Genomic DNA, 16,406 nt, shown 5'->3' with positions numbered 1-16,406 from the left:
CTCTGTTCAGCCTCAGAAATTCCGGGTCAATCCGACATTGATGGTGCGCCCCGGCGCAATATAGCCAGAGCTGGTCTGATAGTCCTTGTCAAAGATATTCTCCACCGAGAACTTCAACTGCGATTGCTTGTCGATGGAATAGACTGCCACGAAATCAGCAGTCACATAGTCTCCGAGTTTCTTGCTGTTCGCAGCATCAGCATAACGCGAACCGCCATAGATCACTCTTGCAGTCAGATCGAGCTGTTCAATCGGCGTGAAATTGACCTCCGCCGCAGCCTTGAAACGTTCACGATAAGGAAGATCCTTTTCCGTATCCTCATCAATTGGCTGCTTCAGGTCGATAGAACCCTTGACGCCCCAGCGATCATCAAAACGATGCGCCAGCGTAGCTTCGAAGCCTGTAACCCTTGCACTTGCGACATTGTAAGGCAGATAGGTTGGCGCAGTGCTCATAATCGCATCGCGCAACCATGTCTGATAGAATGCCATATCAAGGCTTGTCGAAGCCGTAGCCTGCCAGTTCAAGCCGATTTCATATGATCGGGACTTTTCCGGCTGCAAATCAGGATTGGCGAAGCCTGGATAATAAAGCTCGTTGAAAGTCGGCGCCCTAAAACCCGTGGCGTAGGATGACCGCAAAACAAGGTCCGGCAGAACTTCATAACTCGTACCGAGATTGTAGGTCACGACATCGCCGAACTGCCCATTATGGTCGTAACGCAGCCCGCCATCGAAGCGCAGCGCCTCATACTCCAGCGAATACTGACCAAATACAGCAGCCAGATCGCGGCTGGTTTCATCATAAGCAACGGTGGTGTTGATCTCCTCGCGATAGGCTTCCACACCAGCGGTCACGGTGTGGTTGACCGTGCCGGTGTCGAAACTCTTCTCGGTCGAGGCAAAAACGCCATAACGCTTGGTTTCAAACCGGTCCGAACCGCTCACGCCTTTCCTGAAGTTACGGCTGTTGTCGATACCGGTGCTGAATTCCAGCGTCGATGACCAATCCGCAGTATGATCGATGCGTGTTCCGATCTTGCCGGTAAATGCGGTACTATCGGCCTGGTTCGGTGATGGTGCCTTGGCATCATACTGATTGCGCCCTCGGCTAAGGAGACCGTCCGCATAAATTTTGCCCCAGTCGAAATCCTTCGACAGCGCAAAGTTGAATGAGCCCTGCAAGAATCCATCGCGATCCGGTTCGTGGCCATAGGCATCCGATGTGGTGAAGTCATATCCTTGCGTGCCGGTTATGGCCGCACCAAAGGCATAGTCAACACCATCATTGCTTCTTCCCTGTATGGTCCCGGAAGCATATCCACCCCATGGATGGCTGACACCGGTAGAAAGACTGCCGCACCAGGAGCGAGCACCGCAGGCTCCGCCTTGCTTGGTGATGATATTGATCACCCCGCCCATGGCATCGGCGCCGTATTGCGCAGAATGAGAGCCCTTGGCAATTTCAACACGGTCGATGGAACTCAGAGGAATGTTCGCAAGCGCAGTTGCTCCGGTTGTCGCCGACGCCGTGCGCACACCATTGATGAGAACAACCGTCTGCTTGGAAGACATGCCACGCATGTAAATGTCCGACGACGAGCCCTGCCCGCCGTTCGTCTTTATGGAGATACCGCTATAGGACTTCAGCAACGATTGGAGATCGGGAGCAGCCGACCGTTCGATATCGGCTGAATCGATAACCGTTACAGATGAGGTCGAGCGCTGCAGCGAAGACGCGCGGCGCAATGGTGTAACCACGATTGTATCGAGGACGACACTGTCAGCACTATTCGGCAGACTTTGAGCAAGCGTCGTGGACGGCAGCGCAAGAACGCTGGCCGATACCAATAAAACAGATGATTTCAAAAGATGCATTTTCCCTCAACCCGCCGAACCGAAGAACGATACCGGCTTTTCCTCGCACCGCAGGTTGAAGTGATAGTGGCACTGAAGGCCCTTCTCCCTGACGGCAACATTTCAACAATGTCACCGCCACGGACAGCCGCGCCTGGACACACCCCGTATCCATGCATGGGTGACCGGATACGGCAGGTCTCCTGACTTCCGGGTCGTCGCTTTCCCTCCGCCTTCCCGAGTGCATCGACTGCTCTCAGTGGCTTTTACCGCTTGCACGGCTGTGGAGGATAGCTCTCCGGTTACAGTTGCGGGGGCAGTCGCGGCATCAACCAGGATGGCTTCACCGTGTTCCCTTTTCATCCGCCTGAACAGCGGAACCGTTTCCTGAGAATTGCGATAGCAACATGGTTAAGGATTCGCAACTCCACTAAAGCACAATCCGGCACAGAAAACTGAATCACATTCGCAGGGAATGGATTCAGCCTCCTGATTTTAAAGAATTTTCCTATCGCAGGAACGCACGGAAACGCTGAAGCGCGAAGTAGAACAGCACAGAGCCAATGACGATCAGCGCCAGAAATTGCGGCCAGACGACACCCAGCCCTGCTCCGCGAAACAGGATCGATTGGGCCAATATGACGAAATGCGTATTCGGCGCTGCCAGCATGATTGTCTGGATGATTTCAGGCATGCTTTCGCGAGGTGTTGTCCCTCCCGAAAGCACCTGCAAAGGCAAAAGCACCAGCATGAGCAACATTCCGAACTGCGGCATCGAACCGGCCGCCGTAGCCAGAAAAATACCAAGGCTGGTCGTTGCGAAGAGCTGGAGCGCAGCACCAACGAGAAACAGCGACACCGACCCATAGATAGGAACGGCAAGCAGCCCCTGTACCACGAAGACCAATGCGAATGCAGAAGCAACCAGCACGACAAGCCCCATGGACCAAATCTTGCTGACCATGATTTCAACCGGCGTCACGGGCATTACCAATAGATGCTCTATGGTTCCGTGTTCGCGTTCCCGAATGAGCGCCGCGCCCGTCAGGATGATCGATAGCATCGTAACCGATGAAATCACATTGTTGATCGCACCAAACCAGCCCTTGTTCAAATCCTGATTGAATCTCGCTCTGAGATTGAGTTCAACCGGCGTTTGTGCGCTACCGCGATAGCGATTGAGGAATTCGCTTACCTCGCTCGACACAATCGACTGCACATAGCCGCCACCGGTAAAGGCCTGGCTCATTCGGGTTGCATCGACATTGAGCTGAATTGTCGGCGAACGACCCGCCAGAAGATCACGCTGGAAATTCGGCGGTATGTTCAGTGCGAAAGTATCAAGCCCCTCATCCATCCGGGCATCCATTTCATAGGATGAAATCAGCTTCGGAGGCACGAAATATGGCGGATAAAATGCCGTCGTGATCCGGCTCGAAACCGGCGACTGATCTTCGTCGACAATCGCTATCGCCGCATTGTTGAGGGTTTCGGGCATTGCTTTCGATGCCGTATAGATCGCAAGCGTAAAGGCATAGACAATCAGGATCAGCAGCATCGGATCGCGCGCCAAACCACGCAGTTCCTTCACTCCAAGCTGGAATATGTTAGATATCCGCATCTTAGCTCGCCTGTTTCTTGAGAAGAACGATAGCGAGCGCCATGAGAACCGGCACCGCGATTAACAACGGCAAAAACGAACCTGCCAGATCGACAAAACCCAGTGCCTTGGAGAAAACCCCGCGAGAAATGGTCACAAAATAAGTCGCGGGATAGATTTTACCGATGAACGCGCCCGCACCTTGCAGCGACGATACGGGGTCAATGATACCGGAATATTGCACAGCCGGAATGAGTGTCAGAAGTGCCGTTCCGAAGATCGCTGCAATCTGGCTGTTCATGAAGGTGGACAGCACCAACCCCATGCCGGTCGCAATTGTGACATAGAGCAGCGCCGCCAGCGCATAAGTCGGAAAACTCCCTGTGAACGGCACCCGGAAAATAAACACCGCAAAGGCTGTCAGCATCAGGAAATTCAAAAATGCCAGCCCGATATAGGGCAACTGCTTGCCGAACAAAAACTCGAATTTCGTCACCGGCGTCACGTAAAAATTGATGATCGACCCCAGTTCCTTTTCCCGAACCACGCTCAACACTGCCAGCATCGAAGGGATCATGAGAAGCAGTAGCGGAATCACTGCCGGCACCATCGCTACGAGGCTTTGCACATCTGGATTATAACGGTAGCGTATCTCCAGGTTGAAACTGCCAACATTCGCCGCATTGCCATAAAGCTCGCGGGCTTTTTGCGTCAGCCAGTTGGCGTGCATGCCTTGAACATAGCCTTTGATCGTCTCGGCACGAGTGGGCATCGCACCGTCAATCCAGGCAGCAACTTCCACCGGGCGGCCGCGCATGACATTTGCGCCGAAATTCGGCGGTATCTCGATAGCCAGACTGATCTCTCCATCGCGCATTCGCCGGTCCAGATCATCATAATCGGTTATGGGAGCCTGTTCAGAAAAATATCGCGAGCCTGCAATCTGCTGCGTGTAATCGCGGCTGATCGTCGTATCGTCACGATCAAGCACGGCGAACTTCAGATCCTCGACATCCAGGTTAATACCGTAACCAATAACGAACATCAGGATAACGCTACCCAGAATAGCCAGCGTTGCGCGGATCGGATCACGCTTCAGTTCCAAAGCCTCACGTCGTGTGTAAGCCAGCATTCGCCGCAGGTCTGGCAACCAGCCTGGAGTCTTCTTTGGGTGTGTTTCGCCTACCTCTCCCATTTGATCTGAATTGGCTACCGGCAATGGCGCTGACTGTTCTGTCTCGCCAATAGCGTCCTGCAGATATGCGACGAAGGCTTCCTCCAGAGTTTCAGCATTGCGACTCTTGGTAATCGCCTTCGGCGTATCGCTGATCAGCACCTTGCCCGCATGCATCAGTGAAATCCGGTCACAAAGCTCCGCTTCGTTCATGAAATGGGTGGAGACGAAAATCGTCACATTGTCCTTGCGCGACAAATCAGCGAGGATTTGCCAGAAAGCATCACGAGCGACCGGGTCCACACCCGATGTCGGCTCATCGAGAATGAGAATATCAGGTGAATGGATCAAAGCCACAGCCAGTGACAGGCGCTGGCGGATGCCGAGCGGCAAGGCATCGGGTAAGGAATCCATGACCTCAATGAGATCAAAGCGTTCGGTCAATTCCTTGATACGGCGTTCGGTCAGATCCGGCGCCATATCGAACAATTTGGCGTGGAGTTCCAGATTCTGACGAACGGTCAACTCCGAATAAAGCGAAAATGCTTGCGACATATATCCGACATGGCGGCGTATATCGATATCCTTGGGATCGACCTCTCGCCCGAACAGTCGCGCCGTTCCGTCGCTGGCAGGCAACAGTCCGGTCAGAACCTTCATGGTCGTGGTCTTGCCGCAACCGTTGGAACCCAAAAAACCGAAGATTTCACCGCGCGGAATTCGAAAACTTACATTATTCACCGCAGTGAAGCTGCCAAAACGAACGGTGACGTGTTCTGCCTCAATGGCGATTTCAGCATCGGCACCGAAATCCCGGTGCGGAATTTCTATGTCCTGATGGCCTTTCCGCAATTCCTCCGGCAGGAGCGCAATGAAGGCCGCATCGAGATTTGGAGTGTTGGTGCGCTGCAGCAATTCCTGCGGTGTACCCGTCGCCAGAATCTGTCCATCATTCATCGCGACCAGCCAGTCGAAACGCTCGGCCTCTTCCATATAAGCGGTCGCGACAATGACGCTCATTCCGGGGCGATCCTTGCGGATATCATCAATCAGCTCCCAGAACTGGCGCCGGGATAGGGGGTCGACACCGGTCGTCGGCTCATCGAGTATGAGTAGATCGGGATCATGGATGAGCGAACAGCAGAGGCTGGTCTTCTGCTTCATGCCGCCCGATAGTTTGCCAGCCGGACGATCGGCGAAAGCCGACATACCCGTGCGCGCCAGAAGATCGGCGATACGACGCTCACGTTCTTTTCGATTATGCCCGAACAGCCGTCCGAAAAAGTCGATATTCTCGAACACCGAAAGCGTGGGATAGAGGTTCTTCCCAAGTCCCTGCGGCATATAGGCGATACGGGGATAGGCAGACTGGAGATGACGCTTGTCCGAAATATCACCGCCGAGAACCTCGATGCATCCCTGTTGCATCGTTCGCGCTCCGGCGACCAACGATAACAGGCTTGATTTCCCGACCCCGTCAGGTCCGATCAGACCGACCATGCAGCCGACGGGAATATCAACGTTGACGTCGCGCAGAGCGCGCGTCTTCCCATAGGACAGCCCTACGCCTTGCGCCCGGACGACAAAGCTGTCGTCATTGGCGCCAGCTTTGACAGTAGAACCATTCATTTCACGGTTTCCGCGAGATTCTTCGGCCATTCGGCATTGGGGTCAAGCTTGACATAGGCCATGCCCGGCAATCCGGTTTTCACCTGTTGGATATATTTTTGAAGCAGTTCTTGCGGGATTTTTGCCTTCACGCGGAACATCAGCTTCTGGCGCTCTTCCTCCGTTTCTACGGTCTTCGGCGTAAATTGGGCCACATCGGCCACAAAGCTGATCTTTGCAGGAATGACATATTGCGGCGCGGCATCGAGAACAATCCGGGCGTCGGCCCCCATGGCCACCCGCCCGGCCTGCCCCGTCGGCAGGAAGAAAGTCATGTAAACGTCGCTGACGTCTACAAGATTGAGCACCCTCCCACCTGCGGAAAGCACTTCACCCGGTTGGGCAACGCGGTATTGAACACGTCCCGGCTTCGGCGCTCTCAAAGTGGCGTCGTTGATATCGGCCTCAATGCTCGCGATTGCCGCCTTGGCGGCTTCAACCGATGCTTCGGCATCCACGACCTGTGCCTTGGCAGCCCCAATGGCGGCCTCAGTGGCCGCAAGTTGCGCCTTGGCTGCACCGACAGCCGCCTCCGCACCCTGCGCAGTTGCACGGTCATCGTCCAGGACTTGCTGGGAAACCGTGCGCGATTGCGTCAATTGCTGGGAGCGGGCCAGACGGCGCTGGGCGGCATCCAGTTGCGCTTCGCGCTGTGCCACCGTCGCTTCTGCAGCCGTGTGTTCGGCTTCGCGCTGCGTGACAAGACTGCGCGCTGTCTCGATACCGATCTCAGCACGGCGCAATTGCGCCTCAGCCTGCTTGCGCTGGCTTTCCAGCTGATCCGTATCCATACGTGCGAGAATATCATCTGCCTGAACGAAATCCCCTTCATCTGCGAGGATTTCGCGAATGCGACCCGGGCTCTTCGTCGAAATATCGATTTCAACCGCCTCGATGCGTCCATTGCCCTTGGCGATACCGTCCGGCAACCCATCGCCGTTCAGCGCTTTCCAGGCATAGTACCCGCCTGCGGCAAGGACGATAATCGCTCCAGCCAGTATCCATTGCTTACGGTTGAAAGCCATAATGAAACACCCTCATTGCCATCGTCGTCACAATACCGTCTTCAAATGAAGCACCGGCAAGCGGTCGCTGCCTGCAAGGGTTTTGATTGTCCCCACCGCCCCGCCTCCGGCGTCTGCCAGAACCTTCTCGGGAGGATATGGAACTACCTTTTCATTTAGCAACCGGTGAATTGGGGGAAGCGATCCAGAATCGTAAACTCCCGGTTAAACCTGCTCTAATCGGAGTAAAGGCTGCCCGCCTTGATTAGGATCAAGAACCGCTAAAATACAGAACAATGTTGCTAGAGACGCGGGTGCTGATTTTATGAAACAGAGGGGAGTAACGTCGACAGCACCCGCTGGCTGTCGACAGACGACGTTACAGAAAGATCGCGCTCATGCGCTCGACAGATTGATTTAGCCGGGGTGCCATTCGAGTAGGGCCTCGGCACCCCGGGTCACCGACTCTGGTGGAAACCGGCAACGATTGTTGGTTAGCACCCGCTCAAACGAAGCTCTTTGATTTCAATCAAACAAACAACAATTCCGCAAATCGTCGTCGTTTTTTTGCCGTTAGTTTTTCCGTGGCCTGCACTTGCCCCACGTCTTTTTCAGATAGTTCGACACACCTTTCAGCTTCGGGTCGGAGAGGAAACCCTGACGAAAGAGAATGCTCCCTTTCACCTCCGGCAAAGATTCATTGAATTCTAGCTGGCGCTTGATTTCGGTCACGCCCTCGCCCGCCTGCCAACTGGGTTCAAGTGTGGTTCCAGAACCGGCCCGATAGAGTGCCAAACCAATATAAAGATCGGTCTTCGTGCCGCGAACGGTATCGGCCCACCATTTCGCAATCGTCCCGTAAGACACATCTTTGCGGCCAAAGGACCAGTAAATCTGCGGCGCGATATAGTCGATCATGCCTTCTTTCACCCAGCGCCGGGTGTCAGCAAAATCTCCGTCATAGTTCGTTTTCCCGGCGCGAGTTGCAGAACCACGCGGATCGTCCGCAGCGTTGCGCCAAACGCCACTCGGACTGATGCCGAAGCGAACATTTGGTTTGATGGCTTTTATCTTGTCTGAAATCTCTCGCACCAACGTATGGGTATTGTAGCGACGCCATTCGTATTTGCTCGAGAACCGTGTCCCAAACCGTGCGTATGATTTGTCGTCGTCAAGTTTCGACGATGCTGTCTCGTAGTAGAAGTAGTCATCGAACTGAATCCCATCGATATCGTATTTCTGGACGACCTCTGCCGTCACATTCGTCACCCATTCACGGACAGCCGGAATGCCAGGATCAAGGACGTAACGGTCGGCTGAAACACCGACCCAGTCGGGGTGGGACTTGAAAACACTGACTGGCGACTCGTTTGACGAATTCCGCAATTCCTTGCGGGTAGACGGCTTCGTATCCATCGAAACACGGTAGGGATTAAGCCATGCATGCAGTTCTATGCCGCGCTTATGCGCTTCCTGAATTGCAAATTTCAGCGGATCAAAGCCGGGATCTTTACCGAGAGTTCCAGTCAGATAGGACGACCACGGCAAATAGGATGACTGATAAAATGCATCGGCAGTCGGCGAAACCTGAAAGATGACAGCATTGATACCATGCTCAGATGCTTCATCGAAAAGTCTGAGCAGCTCTTCTTTCTGACGCTTTATGCGTTCAGCATCGTCCTCGATACGGGACGAACTGCGTGACGGCCAGTCGAGATTGAGAACTGTCGCTATCCAGCTGGCATGAAATGCATCGCAGTCGAGGGGCATGAAATCGTTCCGTCTAAACAACTCGTCAGGCAAGGGTTTGAAATGGTTCTTTAACGCATCAGAGCGCCGTACGTCCATTTGGACGCGCAAAGGTCGCTCTAATTTACTGAAATTACGCATTGTGCTTTCCAAAAAATCGATCCCGATTTTTGGCCCGATGCTGTAGCTTAAAGATGGAAAAGCAACAGCGAGGGCAGCATGTACAAGAATATTCTCGTAACCACCGACGGGTCAGAATTTGCAGAGCGCGGGCTCGTCCACGCATTTAAACTGGCACGAACAGTCGGCGCGAAGGCGACGGTACTGACTGTGACCGCTCCCTATTCCGTTTCGGGGCTTCCTGGCGGCTGGACTGATAGCCCTGCCTTCATCGAGCGCTTCGAGCAAGAATGGAACGAGTATGCCGATAAATCCCTCGCTCGTGCGCGCGAACTGGCGGCTGAAACGGAAGTCGAAGTTCATACGCTTCATGTGGTTGCCCCACATCCGGCGACATCGATCATTGAAACTTCTAAAGAACTGCGCAACGATCTTATCGTCATGGCCTCTCATGGTCGTCGCGGACTGAAAGGTATGCTTCTTGGCAGTCAAACCTACGAAGTCCTGACACGCAGCAACACACCGGTTCTAGTGGTAAAATAAAGCCACATCGAAAGGGCCCGAAATTATCGGGCCTTCTTCCTTTTCAGCCAGTCTGGTGACCCGTCGCGCTTTCGATATCGATACGGAAGAAGATCGGTTCAAGTTTGCGTTCGTGTCCGTCCTTCGCGACCGTTTTTATGTATGCCGGTTCCCACCAGGTCGGTTCCGAAGCCATAAGCGCGACGATCGCATTTTTTTCGTCCTCACGATCGATTTCCCGATAATGACCATTCAGCACAACGGTGTGCCAGTTTGTCCGGGATTCGATATGATCGAAGAGGATACAAACTGCATCATTCTTGCGCAGGGCCTCGGTCTTCTGCCCATCGGTGGTAAAAGAATAGAGCGAGCCGCCACTGAACCGGAAACTAAGCGGTACGATAAACGGACGATTGTCGAGAACATAAGCCAGCCGCCCGAGATGGGTGTGCTGTATCATGTCCCGGATATCGTATTCCGACATTTCCCTGATCATCATGGCACGCCTCCGCTGTTTGTTTATCTGCCAACAAACTAACATAGGGCGGGCCTACAGCTTTGACTGTAATCAAAACACAAGTAGAGCTAATTTATCAGACGAACAAACGCCCTTCCGCGATCTTGACCGCCGTGCCTCCAATCCTCGCTCCCGTGAGCTGCTGCTTGGCAACGTCCAGTTCGAGACGAATCCGCGAAGGTCGCCCCATCTCCATTCCCTGCTCGATCCACCACTGCGAACTGCCGTCAACAGGTTTGTCGTTCTTCTGAATCATGCCTGCAAAGGCGGCTGCAGCCGAGCCCGTAGCCGGATCTTCATAGACATTCGCCCCCGTTACAAACATGCGCGCATGGAAATTGCTGTCGAACAAAATCGTTTCGCGGCAATAGACGTAAATCGGCAAAGGTCGGCCATCGACGTGTGGGAGGCTTTCGTTCACATAGACCGGGTCAATGGACACTTTTGCTGCGGCAATCAGATTGTGAACCGGCACGAGCAGATAAGGTGTGCCCGCGCTCCAGACGCCAGGCACATGGTTCTCAAATCCGATCTCATGTGTACCGAGACCGATCGCAGCAGCGGCCTCTTCTTTCTCGACCTTGACATCAACTCGCTCCGGCAGGCGGGGCAGATCGAACTCGGCGAAGGCGCTATTTTCGCCCAATATCACGCCGCAGCGAACAATACCGACCTTCTCTTCCAAAGCCACGAGCCTGTCGGTCTCATCACCAGTTTTACGACGGCGAGCCAGCGACACGGCAGCCCCCACTGTCGGGTGCCCGGCAAAGGGAAGCTCATAATCAGGCGTGAAGATACGCACCGCCGCTTCATGTGCGGGATTGTTCGGGGGAAAAATGAAAACCGTTTCGGAAAGATTGAACTCGCGTGCGATGGCCTGCATACGCGCATCGGTCAAACCTTCGCTATCATGGACGACAGCCAGCGGATTTCCAGCCAGAGCCTTGTCGGCGAAAACGTCGAAAACCTCATAAAATCTGCCGGAAACGGCGGCGTCATTCATCCCTTATTCTCCCCTCGACCTACACACAAAACCGACTGCGAGGTCGGTTTCACTCCAATGTCTCATGCTTCGCATTGTCTGCGAGCATAGCCAATTTCGCGCCGCTGTCATCTGCAAGTCTGGCCAAGCTTTAGAGATTGTTGAAATGCCAGTCGGCAAATGCTCGCACATAGGACGGTGTTGCGTCTCCCATCGTTCGAGCTGCCTTCACTGGTATGATCTCTGATAGTTCCGGTTCTTCCTCCGCAGAAAGATATCGTTCAATCCGTGATACCAGATCGGTTGACGGCGCATCGAAATAATAACGGCGGAAAAGCGCGATGCTACGGTTTCCTGTCACAAGATTGATCTGTCGCTCCGCACGCGCGTCAAGAAGATCAAGACCCGTTTCCTCGCGAACCTCCCGTTGCCGATTGGCGTCATAATCGACAGCTCCATCGACAATGTCATTATCATCCACTGAGCCCGCCGGAAAATAGACCCTTCCCGCCCCGGCATTTTGTGTGCTCATACGCCCGGCGATCAAATGTCCTTCGCTCGAGACGACCACACCGACACCGAAAATGTGCCACGGACGTTCCTGCGATACGTCATGCCGCCAGTGCATCAGCGTTGCAAAACTGGTGCGCTTGAAGCCAGCCTGAAACACGCCGCCAATCAGTTCTGCGTGTGGTGCCAGATAGAATTCGCCATCGAACAAAGTAGGGTTGGCCGCCCGCTCACGTGTCCAGTTCGAAGCAATCGCTTCGTGGTTATCCACGGTATATGATAAAGGACCGGGCAGTACCCGGACATCGGCACTGTCAATAATGTGGACAGTATTTTCCCGAACCTGCTTCATCGCTCAAACCATGTTCAATGTCACTGCAACCGGACAATGATCGCTTGCTTTCGGGCGATCCCAACCTGTTCTAGGATAACGCTCGATCTGCTGATCAGGTGGAAAAATCGTGCGCCAAGGCTGGCCACGCCGAATGATATTCGGAACCGCCTTCTCATTTTTCTTCGCAAAAGAAGGCGATGCCATGATGTAATCAAGCTGGCAAAGATGACGCTCCTGCGGCCCGCGCGTATGGTAAAGCGTCCAGCGGTCCATAACGGGACGGCGCTCGACCAGATTGACCGCAAACCCATCGGCTAAGAGCACGTCCAACGCACTTTCTTCTTCAACCATTGGCGTGAACTGATAGCCGTTCCATTCATCGCCCCCGATAATGATCCGCTCACGATAATCATTGAAATCACCACAAATCAGCCAGCGGCGATCTGCAACATTGGATGGTCCGAACTTATCCTCGATGATACGGCGCATGGCGCGCGCCTCTGCGCGTCTCACCGGCAGAGATGCTGTCCGTCCGTCAAATCCGTTGCGCGCGCCCGTCATCGATTTCAGATGCGTAACGAAGAGCGATATGGGCTTCCCGGCAATGCGGATATCCAAATTCAGGCAATCCCGCTTGAAGATTCGGTCATGGGGTTCCAGGCCAAGTTCCCCAAGTACGGGCTCGTAGAGGCCAAAATCATTATAGGTTACATAAGCATAGCTGGTGACTTCGTCGACTTCGATGGGCTGCCCGTCCCGTGTCGTGTCGCGCATCATAACGGCAACATCTATGCCGCGGCTGTCATTGCCATCTATGAGATATTTATGTCGGAAACCGTGGCCTATCATCTTGAAAAGATAGCCATATTCAAACGCATTCAACGCCGCCAGATTATCCACCTCTTGCAGGCAGAGAATATCGGCCCGCGTTTCGGCAATCGCCAGAGCCGTCATCTGGCGTGTGTCGTCTGCGTGCGCCACAGCGCGCGCCTGCTCAAGAAGGCGATACTGCGCCTCATCGTTGATTTCGAACAATTGCAGGGTGCGATCCTGATGCAATTCATTGCGAAAGCCGGAAAAATCAAACCGGCGCATCAGATTTTCGACATTGAAAGTAGCTATGGTAAACATGTCTTCGCAATCTCTCTGCTTGCTGGGCGATTGGCAAGAGGATGATTTCCGAAACCAATAAATTTCTGCCGAAGCGGTGACTTGGATATAAAGTATACCCATATATCGGGAGAACGTTGATTAAAGCGAGCTGAAACGATGCGAAAAATTGTGCGCCTGACGATACTGACAGGGCTATTCGTTGCAGGCATTGCAAGTGTGGGTTCAGCCGTCGAACTGCGTAACAGCCAATATCTTCCCTCGCTGAAACCGAGCGGACCGTTGATTATCGGCGGTCAGGCAGGTGCCAATCGCACAGATCCGAGCGCTCGCAACTGCTACGGTTCAACGCTTTGCCGGGAAAGTGGAACTTATATCACCGAACATGGCGTATTGAACTACAAGAACGGCGATGCTCTGCAATATCGACGCACGATGCAGCCACCGGCTGCGGGCGCGCGCCCCAGCAGCAATCATATCCAGTGGTGTTCAAACCGCTATCGCAGCTACCGAACATCCGACAATACATTCCAGCCGTTGGCTGGTCCCAGAACAGGCTGCAATTCGCCATTCCAGTAAGAAAAAAGCCGGGTCTGAACCCGGCTTTTTTTATTTCCACCAACCTAGGCGGCAGCGGATTTCGTATGAGCACGTATCAAACGACCAAGGCGCTTGATGCCTTCATCGATCATCTCGTCGTTGGCGCATGAATAGCTGAGGCGCAGCGTGTTGGCACCGCTACCATCGGCAAAAAATGCCCGCCCCGGAACAAACGCCACTTTCTCGCTATCGATGGATGCAGCAAGTAGCGCTGCGCCATCCATGCCTTCCGGCAGCGTGACCCAGATGAACATACCGCCTTCAGGCTTCGTCCAGCTTGTGGTTTCAGGCATATATTTCGCCAGCGCTTCGAGCATCTTGTCGCGACGGTGCTTATAAACCTTGTGCAGCTTCGCGACCTGAGTACCAAAGCCGCCGCTCGCAACACGCTGAATAGCGATCTGGTTGATCGTGGACGAATGAAGGTCCGCAGCCTGTTTCATGAGAACAAGCTTACGAATGACTGGCTTCGACGCAACCACATAGCCGACACGCAAACCCGGAGCCAGCGTCTTGGAGAAGGAACCGCAATAGATGGTGCGGGTCTTCTCGATGTCACTGCCATTGCGGGCAATGTCCAACGCCAGAATTGGCGAAATCGCATCGCCATTGTAGCGAAGATACTGATAAGCCGCATCTTCGATAACCGGAATATCGAGCTCATCAGCCTGTGCGAGCAGTTTCTCACGACCGGCAAGATCGACGGTTTCCCCTGTCGGGTTGCTGAAATCGGCAGACAGATAAGCGAACTTGACCTGACCGCCGGCTTTCTTGGCAGCCTCTGCATAGGATTCCGGCGTGCGGTTGCCGTTGATCGCCAGCATATCGTAATTGGGCTCGTAAGCGTTGAAAGCCTGCAGCGCGCCAAGATAGGTCGGTGCGGTCACCAGTGCTGTGTCGGCGGGCGACAAAAACAGCTTGCCCAGATAATCGAGAGCCTGCTGCGAACCCGATGTGATGAACACATTGTCTTCCGTGCAGGGAATGCCAATCTTGGCAAGTTCTCCGACCAACCAGGTGCGCAGCGGCTTGTAGCCTTCCGAAACGGAATATTGCAGCGCTGCGTTGGCTTCTGGACCCGTAAGAATGTCCTTATAGGCTGCCTGGAATTCTTCGTGCGGGAAAAGAGCCGGATCAGGAATTCCGCCCGCAAACGAAATAATATCTGGGCGTTCCAGAAGCTTCAGCAGTTCGCGGATTTCCGATGCGCGCATACGTTTCGAGCGCGTTGCAAATACATTTTCCCAGTCCAACACGGGAAATCTCCTCAATTAGACTATCCGTACATTTTACGGAACTTGTAATAGCTAAGTCTCCTCAAAACTTGGCTATTGGATGTGAAGCTCTAGCGCACTTTTCGGCAAGCGAGAACAGCTTTTCCCATGCTTCTATGGAATAAAGATATTCGGAATTGTTTTGGGCCTCAAAGTGCACGAAACGAAAAATCTGGCACAGAATTTGGGTTCTTTTCGTTCGCCTTACGTTGACGATCAACCCGGCCATAGAGTGCCAACTATGAAGGGGGCGCAAGAAGCGCCCCCTCTTTTCGACCTTCATCGCGGCCGAAAACCAGATGGCATTCTGGTTCTGGCGCCCATGTCGTTTGCAGACGGCCAGAACCTGAACCCCGCCGATTTTAGTTGCGAGCCTTGTCGACAAGCTTGTTCGCTGCGATCCATGGCATCATGCCGCGGAGCTTTTCGCCGACTTCTTCGATCTGGTGGCTATCGTTGTTGCGACGGATGCCCTTGAAGCGAGCAGCACCTGCGCGATATTCCTGCATCCAATCGGAAGTGAACTTGCCAGTCTGAATGTCCTTCAGAACGCGCTTCATTTCTTCCTTGGTTTCAGCAGTGATGATGCGCGGACCAGTGACGTATTCGCCCCACTCTGCAGTGTTCGAGATCGAGTAGTTCATGTTGGCGATGCCGCCTTCGTAGATCAGGTCCACGATCAGCTTCATTTCGTGCAAGCACTCGAAGTAAGCCATTTCCGGCGCATAGCCAGCTTCGACCAGAACTTCAAAACCGGTGCGGATCAGTTCAACCACGCCGCCGCAAAGAACAGCCTGCTCGCCGAACAGATCAGTTTCGCACTCTTCCTTGAAGGTGGTTTCGATGACGCCTGAACGACCGCCGCCAACGCCCGAAGCGTAGGAGAGAGCCAGATCATGAGCATTGCCCGAGGCATCCTGATGAATGGCGATGAGGCAAGGAACGCCGCCGCCCTTCTGGTATTCGCCGCGCACCGTATGGCCTGGGCCCTTCGGTGCGATCATGACGACGTCAACCGACTTCTTTGGCTCGATGAGGCCAAAATGCACGTTGAGACCATGAGCGAAAGCGATTGCCGCGCCATCACGGAGATTGTCGTGAATGTGTTCCTTGTAGATATCAGCCTGCAGTTCGTCAGGCGTTGCCATCATCATGAGATCGGCCCACTTGGCGGCGTCAGCAACATTCATCACCTCGAAGCCGTCAGCCTGTGCCTTCTTCGCGGTCGCAGAACCTTCACGAAGGGCCACACGCACGTTAGCGGCACCGGAATCCTTGAGGTTCAGCGCATGGGCGCGGCCCTGGCTGCCATAACCGACGATAACCACCTTCTTCGACTTGATCAGGTTAACGTCTGCATCCCGATCGTAGTAAACGCGCATTTC

General features: G+C 54.0%; 13 protein-coding genes and 1 riboswitch. Of the genes, 2 read left to right on the top strand and 11 right to left on the bottom strand.

The window, feature by feature from the left end; all coding sequences use genetic code 11:
* Window positions 1-12: 12 nt before the first annotated feature.
* The 5 genes from OANT_RS09490 to OANT_RS09470 all read right to left on the bottom strand — a co-directional run bounded on the left by OANT_RS09490 (window position 13) and on the right by OANT_RS09470 (window position 9,073).
* On the bottom strand, window positions 13-1,878 hold the full coding sequence (locus tag OANT_RS09490; RefSeq protein ID WP_012091812.1) for a TonB-dependent receptor domain-containing protein: 1,866 nt from the start codon (window positions 1,876-1,878) through the stop codon (window positions 13-15).
* Between the two features lie 155 nt (window positions 1,879-2,033).
* A riboswitch (cobalamin riboswitch) is annotated at window positions 2,034-2,257 on the bottom strand.
* A gap of 108 nt (window positions 2,258-2,365) precedes the next feature.
* Complete coding sequence (locus OANT_RS09485; RefSeq protein WP_012091811.1) at window positions 2,366-3,478, bottom strand: ABC transporter permease; 1,113 nt, start codon at window positions 3,476-3,478, stop codon at window positions 2,366-2,368.
* Window position 3,479: 1 nt separating this feature from the next.
* Window positions 3,480-6,260, bottom strand: a complete 2,781-nt coding sequence (gene rbbA, locus OANT_RS09480; RefSeq protein ID WP_012091810.1) for a ribosome-associated ATPase/putative transporter RbbA — start codon at window positions 6,258-6,260, stop codon at window positions 3,480-3,482.
* Window positions 6,257-7,324: an HlyD family secretion protein gene (locus OANT_RS09475; protein WP_012091809.1), complete on the bottom strand. Its 1,068-nt coding sequence runs from the start codon at window positions 7,322-7,324 to the stop codon at window positions 6,257-6,259. The genes rbbA and OANT_RS09475 overlap by 4 nt, the downstream gene beginning before the upstream one ends.
* A 552-nt stretch (window positions 7,325-7,876) precedes the next feature.
* Window positions 7,877-9,073 (bottom strand): glycoside hydrolase family 10-like protein, encoded by a 1,197-nt coding sequence (locus tag OANT_RS09470; protein WP_040129204.1) that lies wholly within the window; start codon window positions 9,071-9,073, stop codon window positions 7,877-7,879.
* A 198-nt stretch (window positions 9,074-9,271) separates the two neighbouring features.
* Between OANT_RS09470 and OANT_RS09465 the strand changes: the two genes are divergently transcribed.
* Window positions 9,272-9,715 carry a universal stress protein gene (locus OANT_RS09465; RefSeq protein ID WP_010659788.1) on the top strand — a complete coding sequence of 148 codons (444 nt, stop codon included), beginning with the start codon at window positions 9,272-9,274 and terminating at the stop codon, window positions 9,713-9,715.
* 43 nt (window positions 9,716-9,758) lie between these two features.
* Here OANT_RS09465 and OANT_RS09460 read toward each other — a convergent pair whose 3' ends face one another.
* From OANT_RS09460 to OANT_RS09445, 4 genes are all read right to left on the bottom strand, one after another.
* Window positions 9,759-10,193: a pyridoxamine 5'-phosphate oxidase family protein gene (locus tag OANT_RS09460; protein WP_012091807.1), complete on the bottom strand. Its 435-nt coding sequence runs from the start codon at window positions 10,191-10,193 to the stop codon at window positions 9,759-9,761.
* 94 nt (window positions 10,194-10,287) lie between these two features.
* The gene (locus OANT_RS09455; protein ID WP_010659786.1) at window positions 10,288-11,214 is read right to left on the bottom strand and encodes a PhzF family phenazine biosynthesis protein; all 927 of its coding nucleotides are present in this window, start codon (window positions 11,212-11,214) and stop codon (window positions 10,288-10,290) included.
* A 130-nt stretch (window positions 11,215-11,344) separates the two neighbouring features.
* Window positions 11,345-12,055 carry an NUDIX hydrolase gene (locus OANT_RS09450; RefSeq protein ID WP_012091806.1) on the bottom strand — a complete coding sequence of 237 codons (711 nt, stop codon included), beginning with the start codon at window positions 12,053-12,055 and terminating at the stop codon, window positions 11,345-11,347.
* A 3-nt stretch (window positions 12,056-12,058) separates the two neighbouring features.
* Window positions 12,059-13,168 (bottom strand): endonuclease/exonuclease/phosphatase family protein, encoded by a 1,110-nt coding sequence (locus OANT_RS09445; RefSeq protein ID WP_012091805.1) that lies wholly within the window; start codon window positions 13,166-13,168, stop codon window positions 12,059-12,061.
* 138 nt (window positions 13,169-13,306) lie between these two features.
* Between OANT_RS09445 and OANT_RS09440 the strand changes: the two genes are divergently transcribed.
* Window positions 13,307-13,726: a BA14K family protein gene (locus OANT_RS09440; RefSeq protein ID WP_012091804.1), complete on the top strand. Its 420-nt coding sequence runs from the start codon at window positions 13,307-13,309 to the stop codon at window positions 13,724-13,726.
* Between the two features lie 44 nt (window positions 13,727-13,770).
* Here OANT_RS09440 and OANT_RS09435 read toward each other — a convergent pair whose 3' ends face one another.
* Both OANT_RS09435 and ilvC read right to left on the bottom strand, forming a co-directional pair.
* Window positions 13,771-15,003 (bottom strand): aminotransferase-like domain-containing protein, encoded by a 1,233-nt coding sequence (locus OANT_RS09435; protein ID WP_012091803.1) that lies wholly within the window; start codon window positions 15,001-15,003, stop codon window positions 13,771-13,773.
* Window positions 15,004-15,383: 380 nt separating this feature from the next.
* Entirely contained in the window at window positions 15,384-16,403 is a 1,020-nt protein-coding gene (gene ilvC / locus OANT_RS09425; protein WP_010659781.1) for a ketol-acid reductoisomerase, read from the bottom strand.
* Window positions 16,404-16,406: the final 3 nt, after the last annotated feature.

Origin of the sequence: Brucella anthropi ATCC 49188, from assembly GCF_000017405.1 — a bacterium.
Taxonomy (GTDB): domain Bacteria; phylum Pseudomonadota; class Alphaproteobacteria; order Rhizobiales; family Rhizobiaceae; genus Brucella; species Brucella anthropi.
This window is presented reverse-complemented; position numbering and strand designations above follow the sequence as displayed.

Excerpts from the sequence above, each read along its gene's own strand:
- OANT_RS09490 (WP_012091812.1), bottom strand. The coding sequence starts at position 1,878 with ATGCATCTTTTGAAATCATCTGTTTTATTGGTATCGGCCAGCGTTCTT.
- OANT_RS09485 (WP_012091811.1), bottom strand. The coding sequence starts at position 3,478 with ATGCGGATATCTAACATATTCCAGCTTGGAGTGAAGGAACTGCGTGGT.
- rbbA (WP_012091810.1), bottom strand. The coding sequence starts at position 6,260 with ATGAATGGTTCTACTGTCAAAGCTGGCGCCAATGACGACAGCTTTGTC.
- OANT_RS09475 (WP_012091809.1), bottom strand. The coding sequence starts at position 7,324 with ATGGCTTTCAACCGTAAGCAATGGATACTGGCTGGAGCGATTATCGTC.
- OANT_RS09470 (WP_040129204.1), bottom strand. The coding sequence starts at position 9,073 with ATGCCCCTCGACTGCGATGCATTTCATGCCAGCTGGATAGCGACAGTT.
- OANT_RS09465 (WP_010659788.1), top strand. The coding sequence starts at position 9,272 with ATGTACAAGAATATTCTCGTAACCACCGACGGGTCAGAATTTGCAGAG.
- OANT_RS09460 (WP_012091807.1), bottom strand. The coding sequence starts at position 10,193 with ATGATGATCAGGGAAATGTCGGAATACGATATCCGGGACATGATACAG.
- OANT_RS09455 (WP_010659786.1), bottom strand. The coding sequence starts at position 11,214 with ATGAATGACGCCGCCGTTTCCGGCAGATTTTATGAGGTTTTCGACGTT.
- OANT_RS09450 (WP_012091806.1), bottom strand. The coding sequence starts at position 12,055 with ATGAAGCAGGTTCGGGAAAATACTGTCCACATTATTGACAGTGCCGAT.
- OANT_RS09445 (WP_012091805.1), bottom strand. The coding sequence starts at position 13,168 with ATGTTTACCATAGCTACTTTCAATGTCGAAAATCTGATGCGCCGGTTT.
- OANT_RS09440 (WP_012091804.1), top strand. The coding sequence starts at position 13,307 with ATGCGAAAAATTGTGCGCCTGACGATACTGACAGGGCTATTCGTTGCA.
- ilvC (WP_010659781.1), bottom strand. The coding sequence starts at position 16,403 with ATGCGCGTTTACTACGATCGGGATGCAGACGTTAACCTGATCAAGTCG.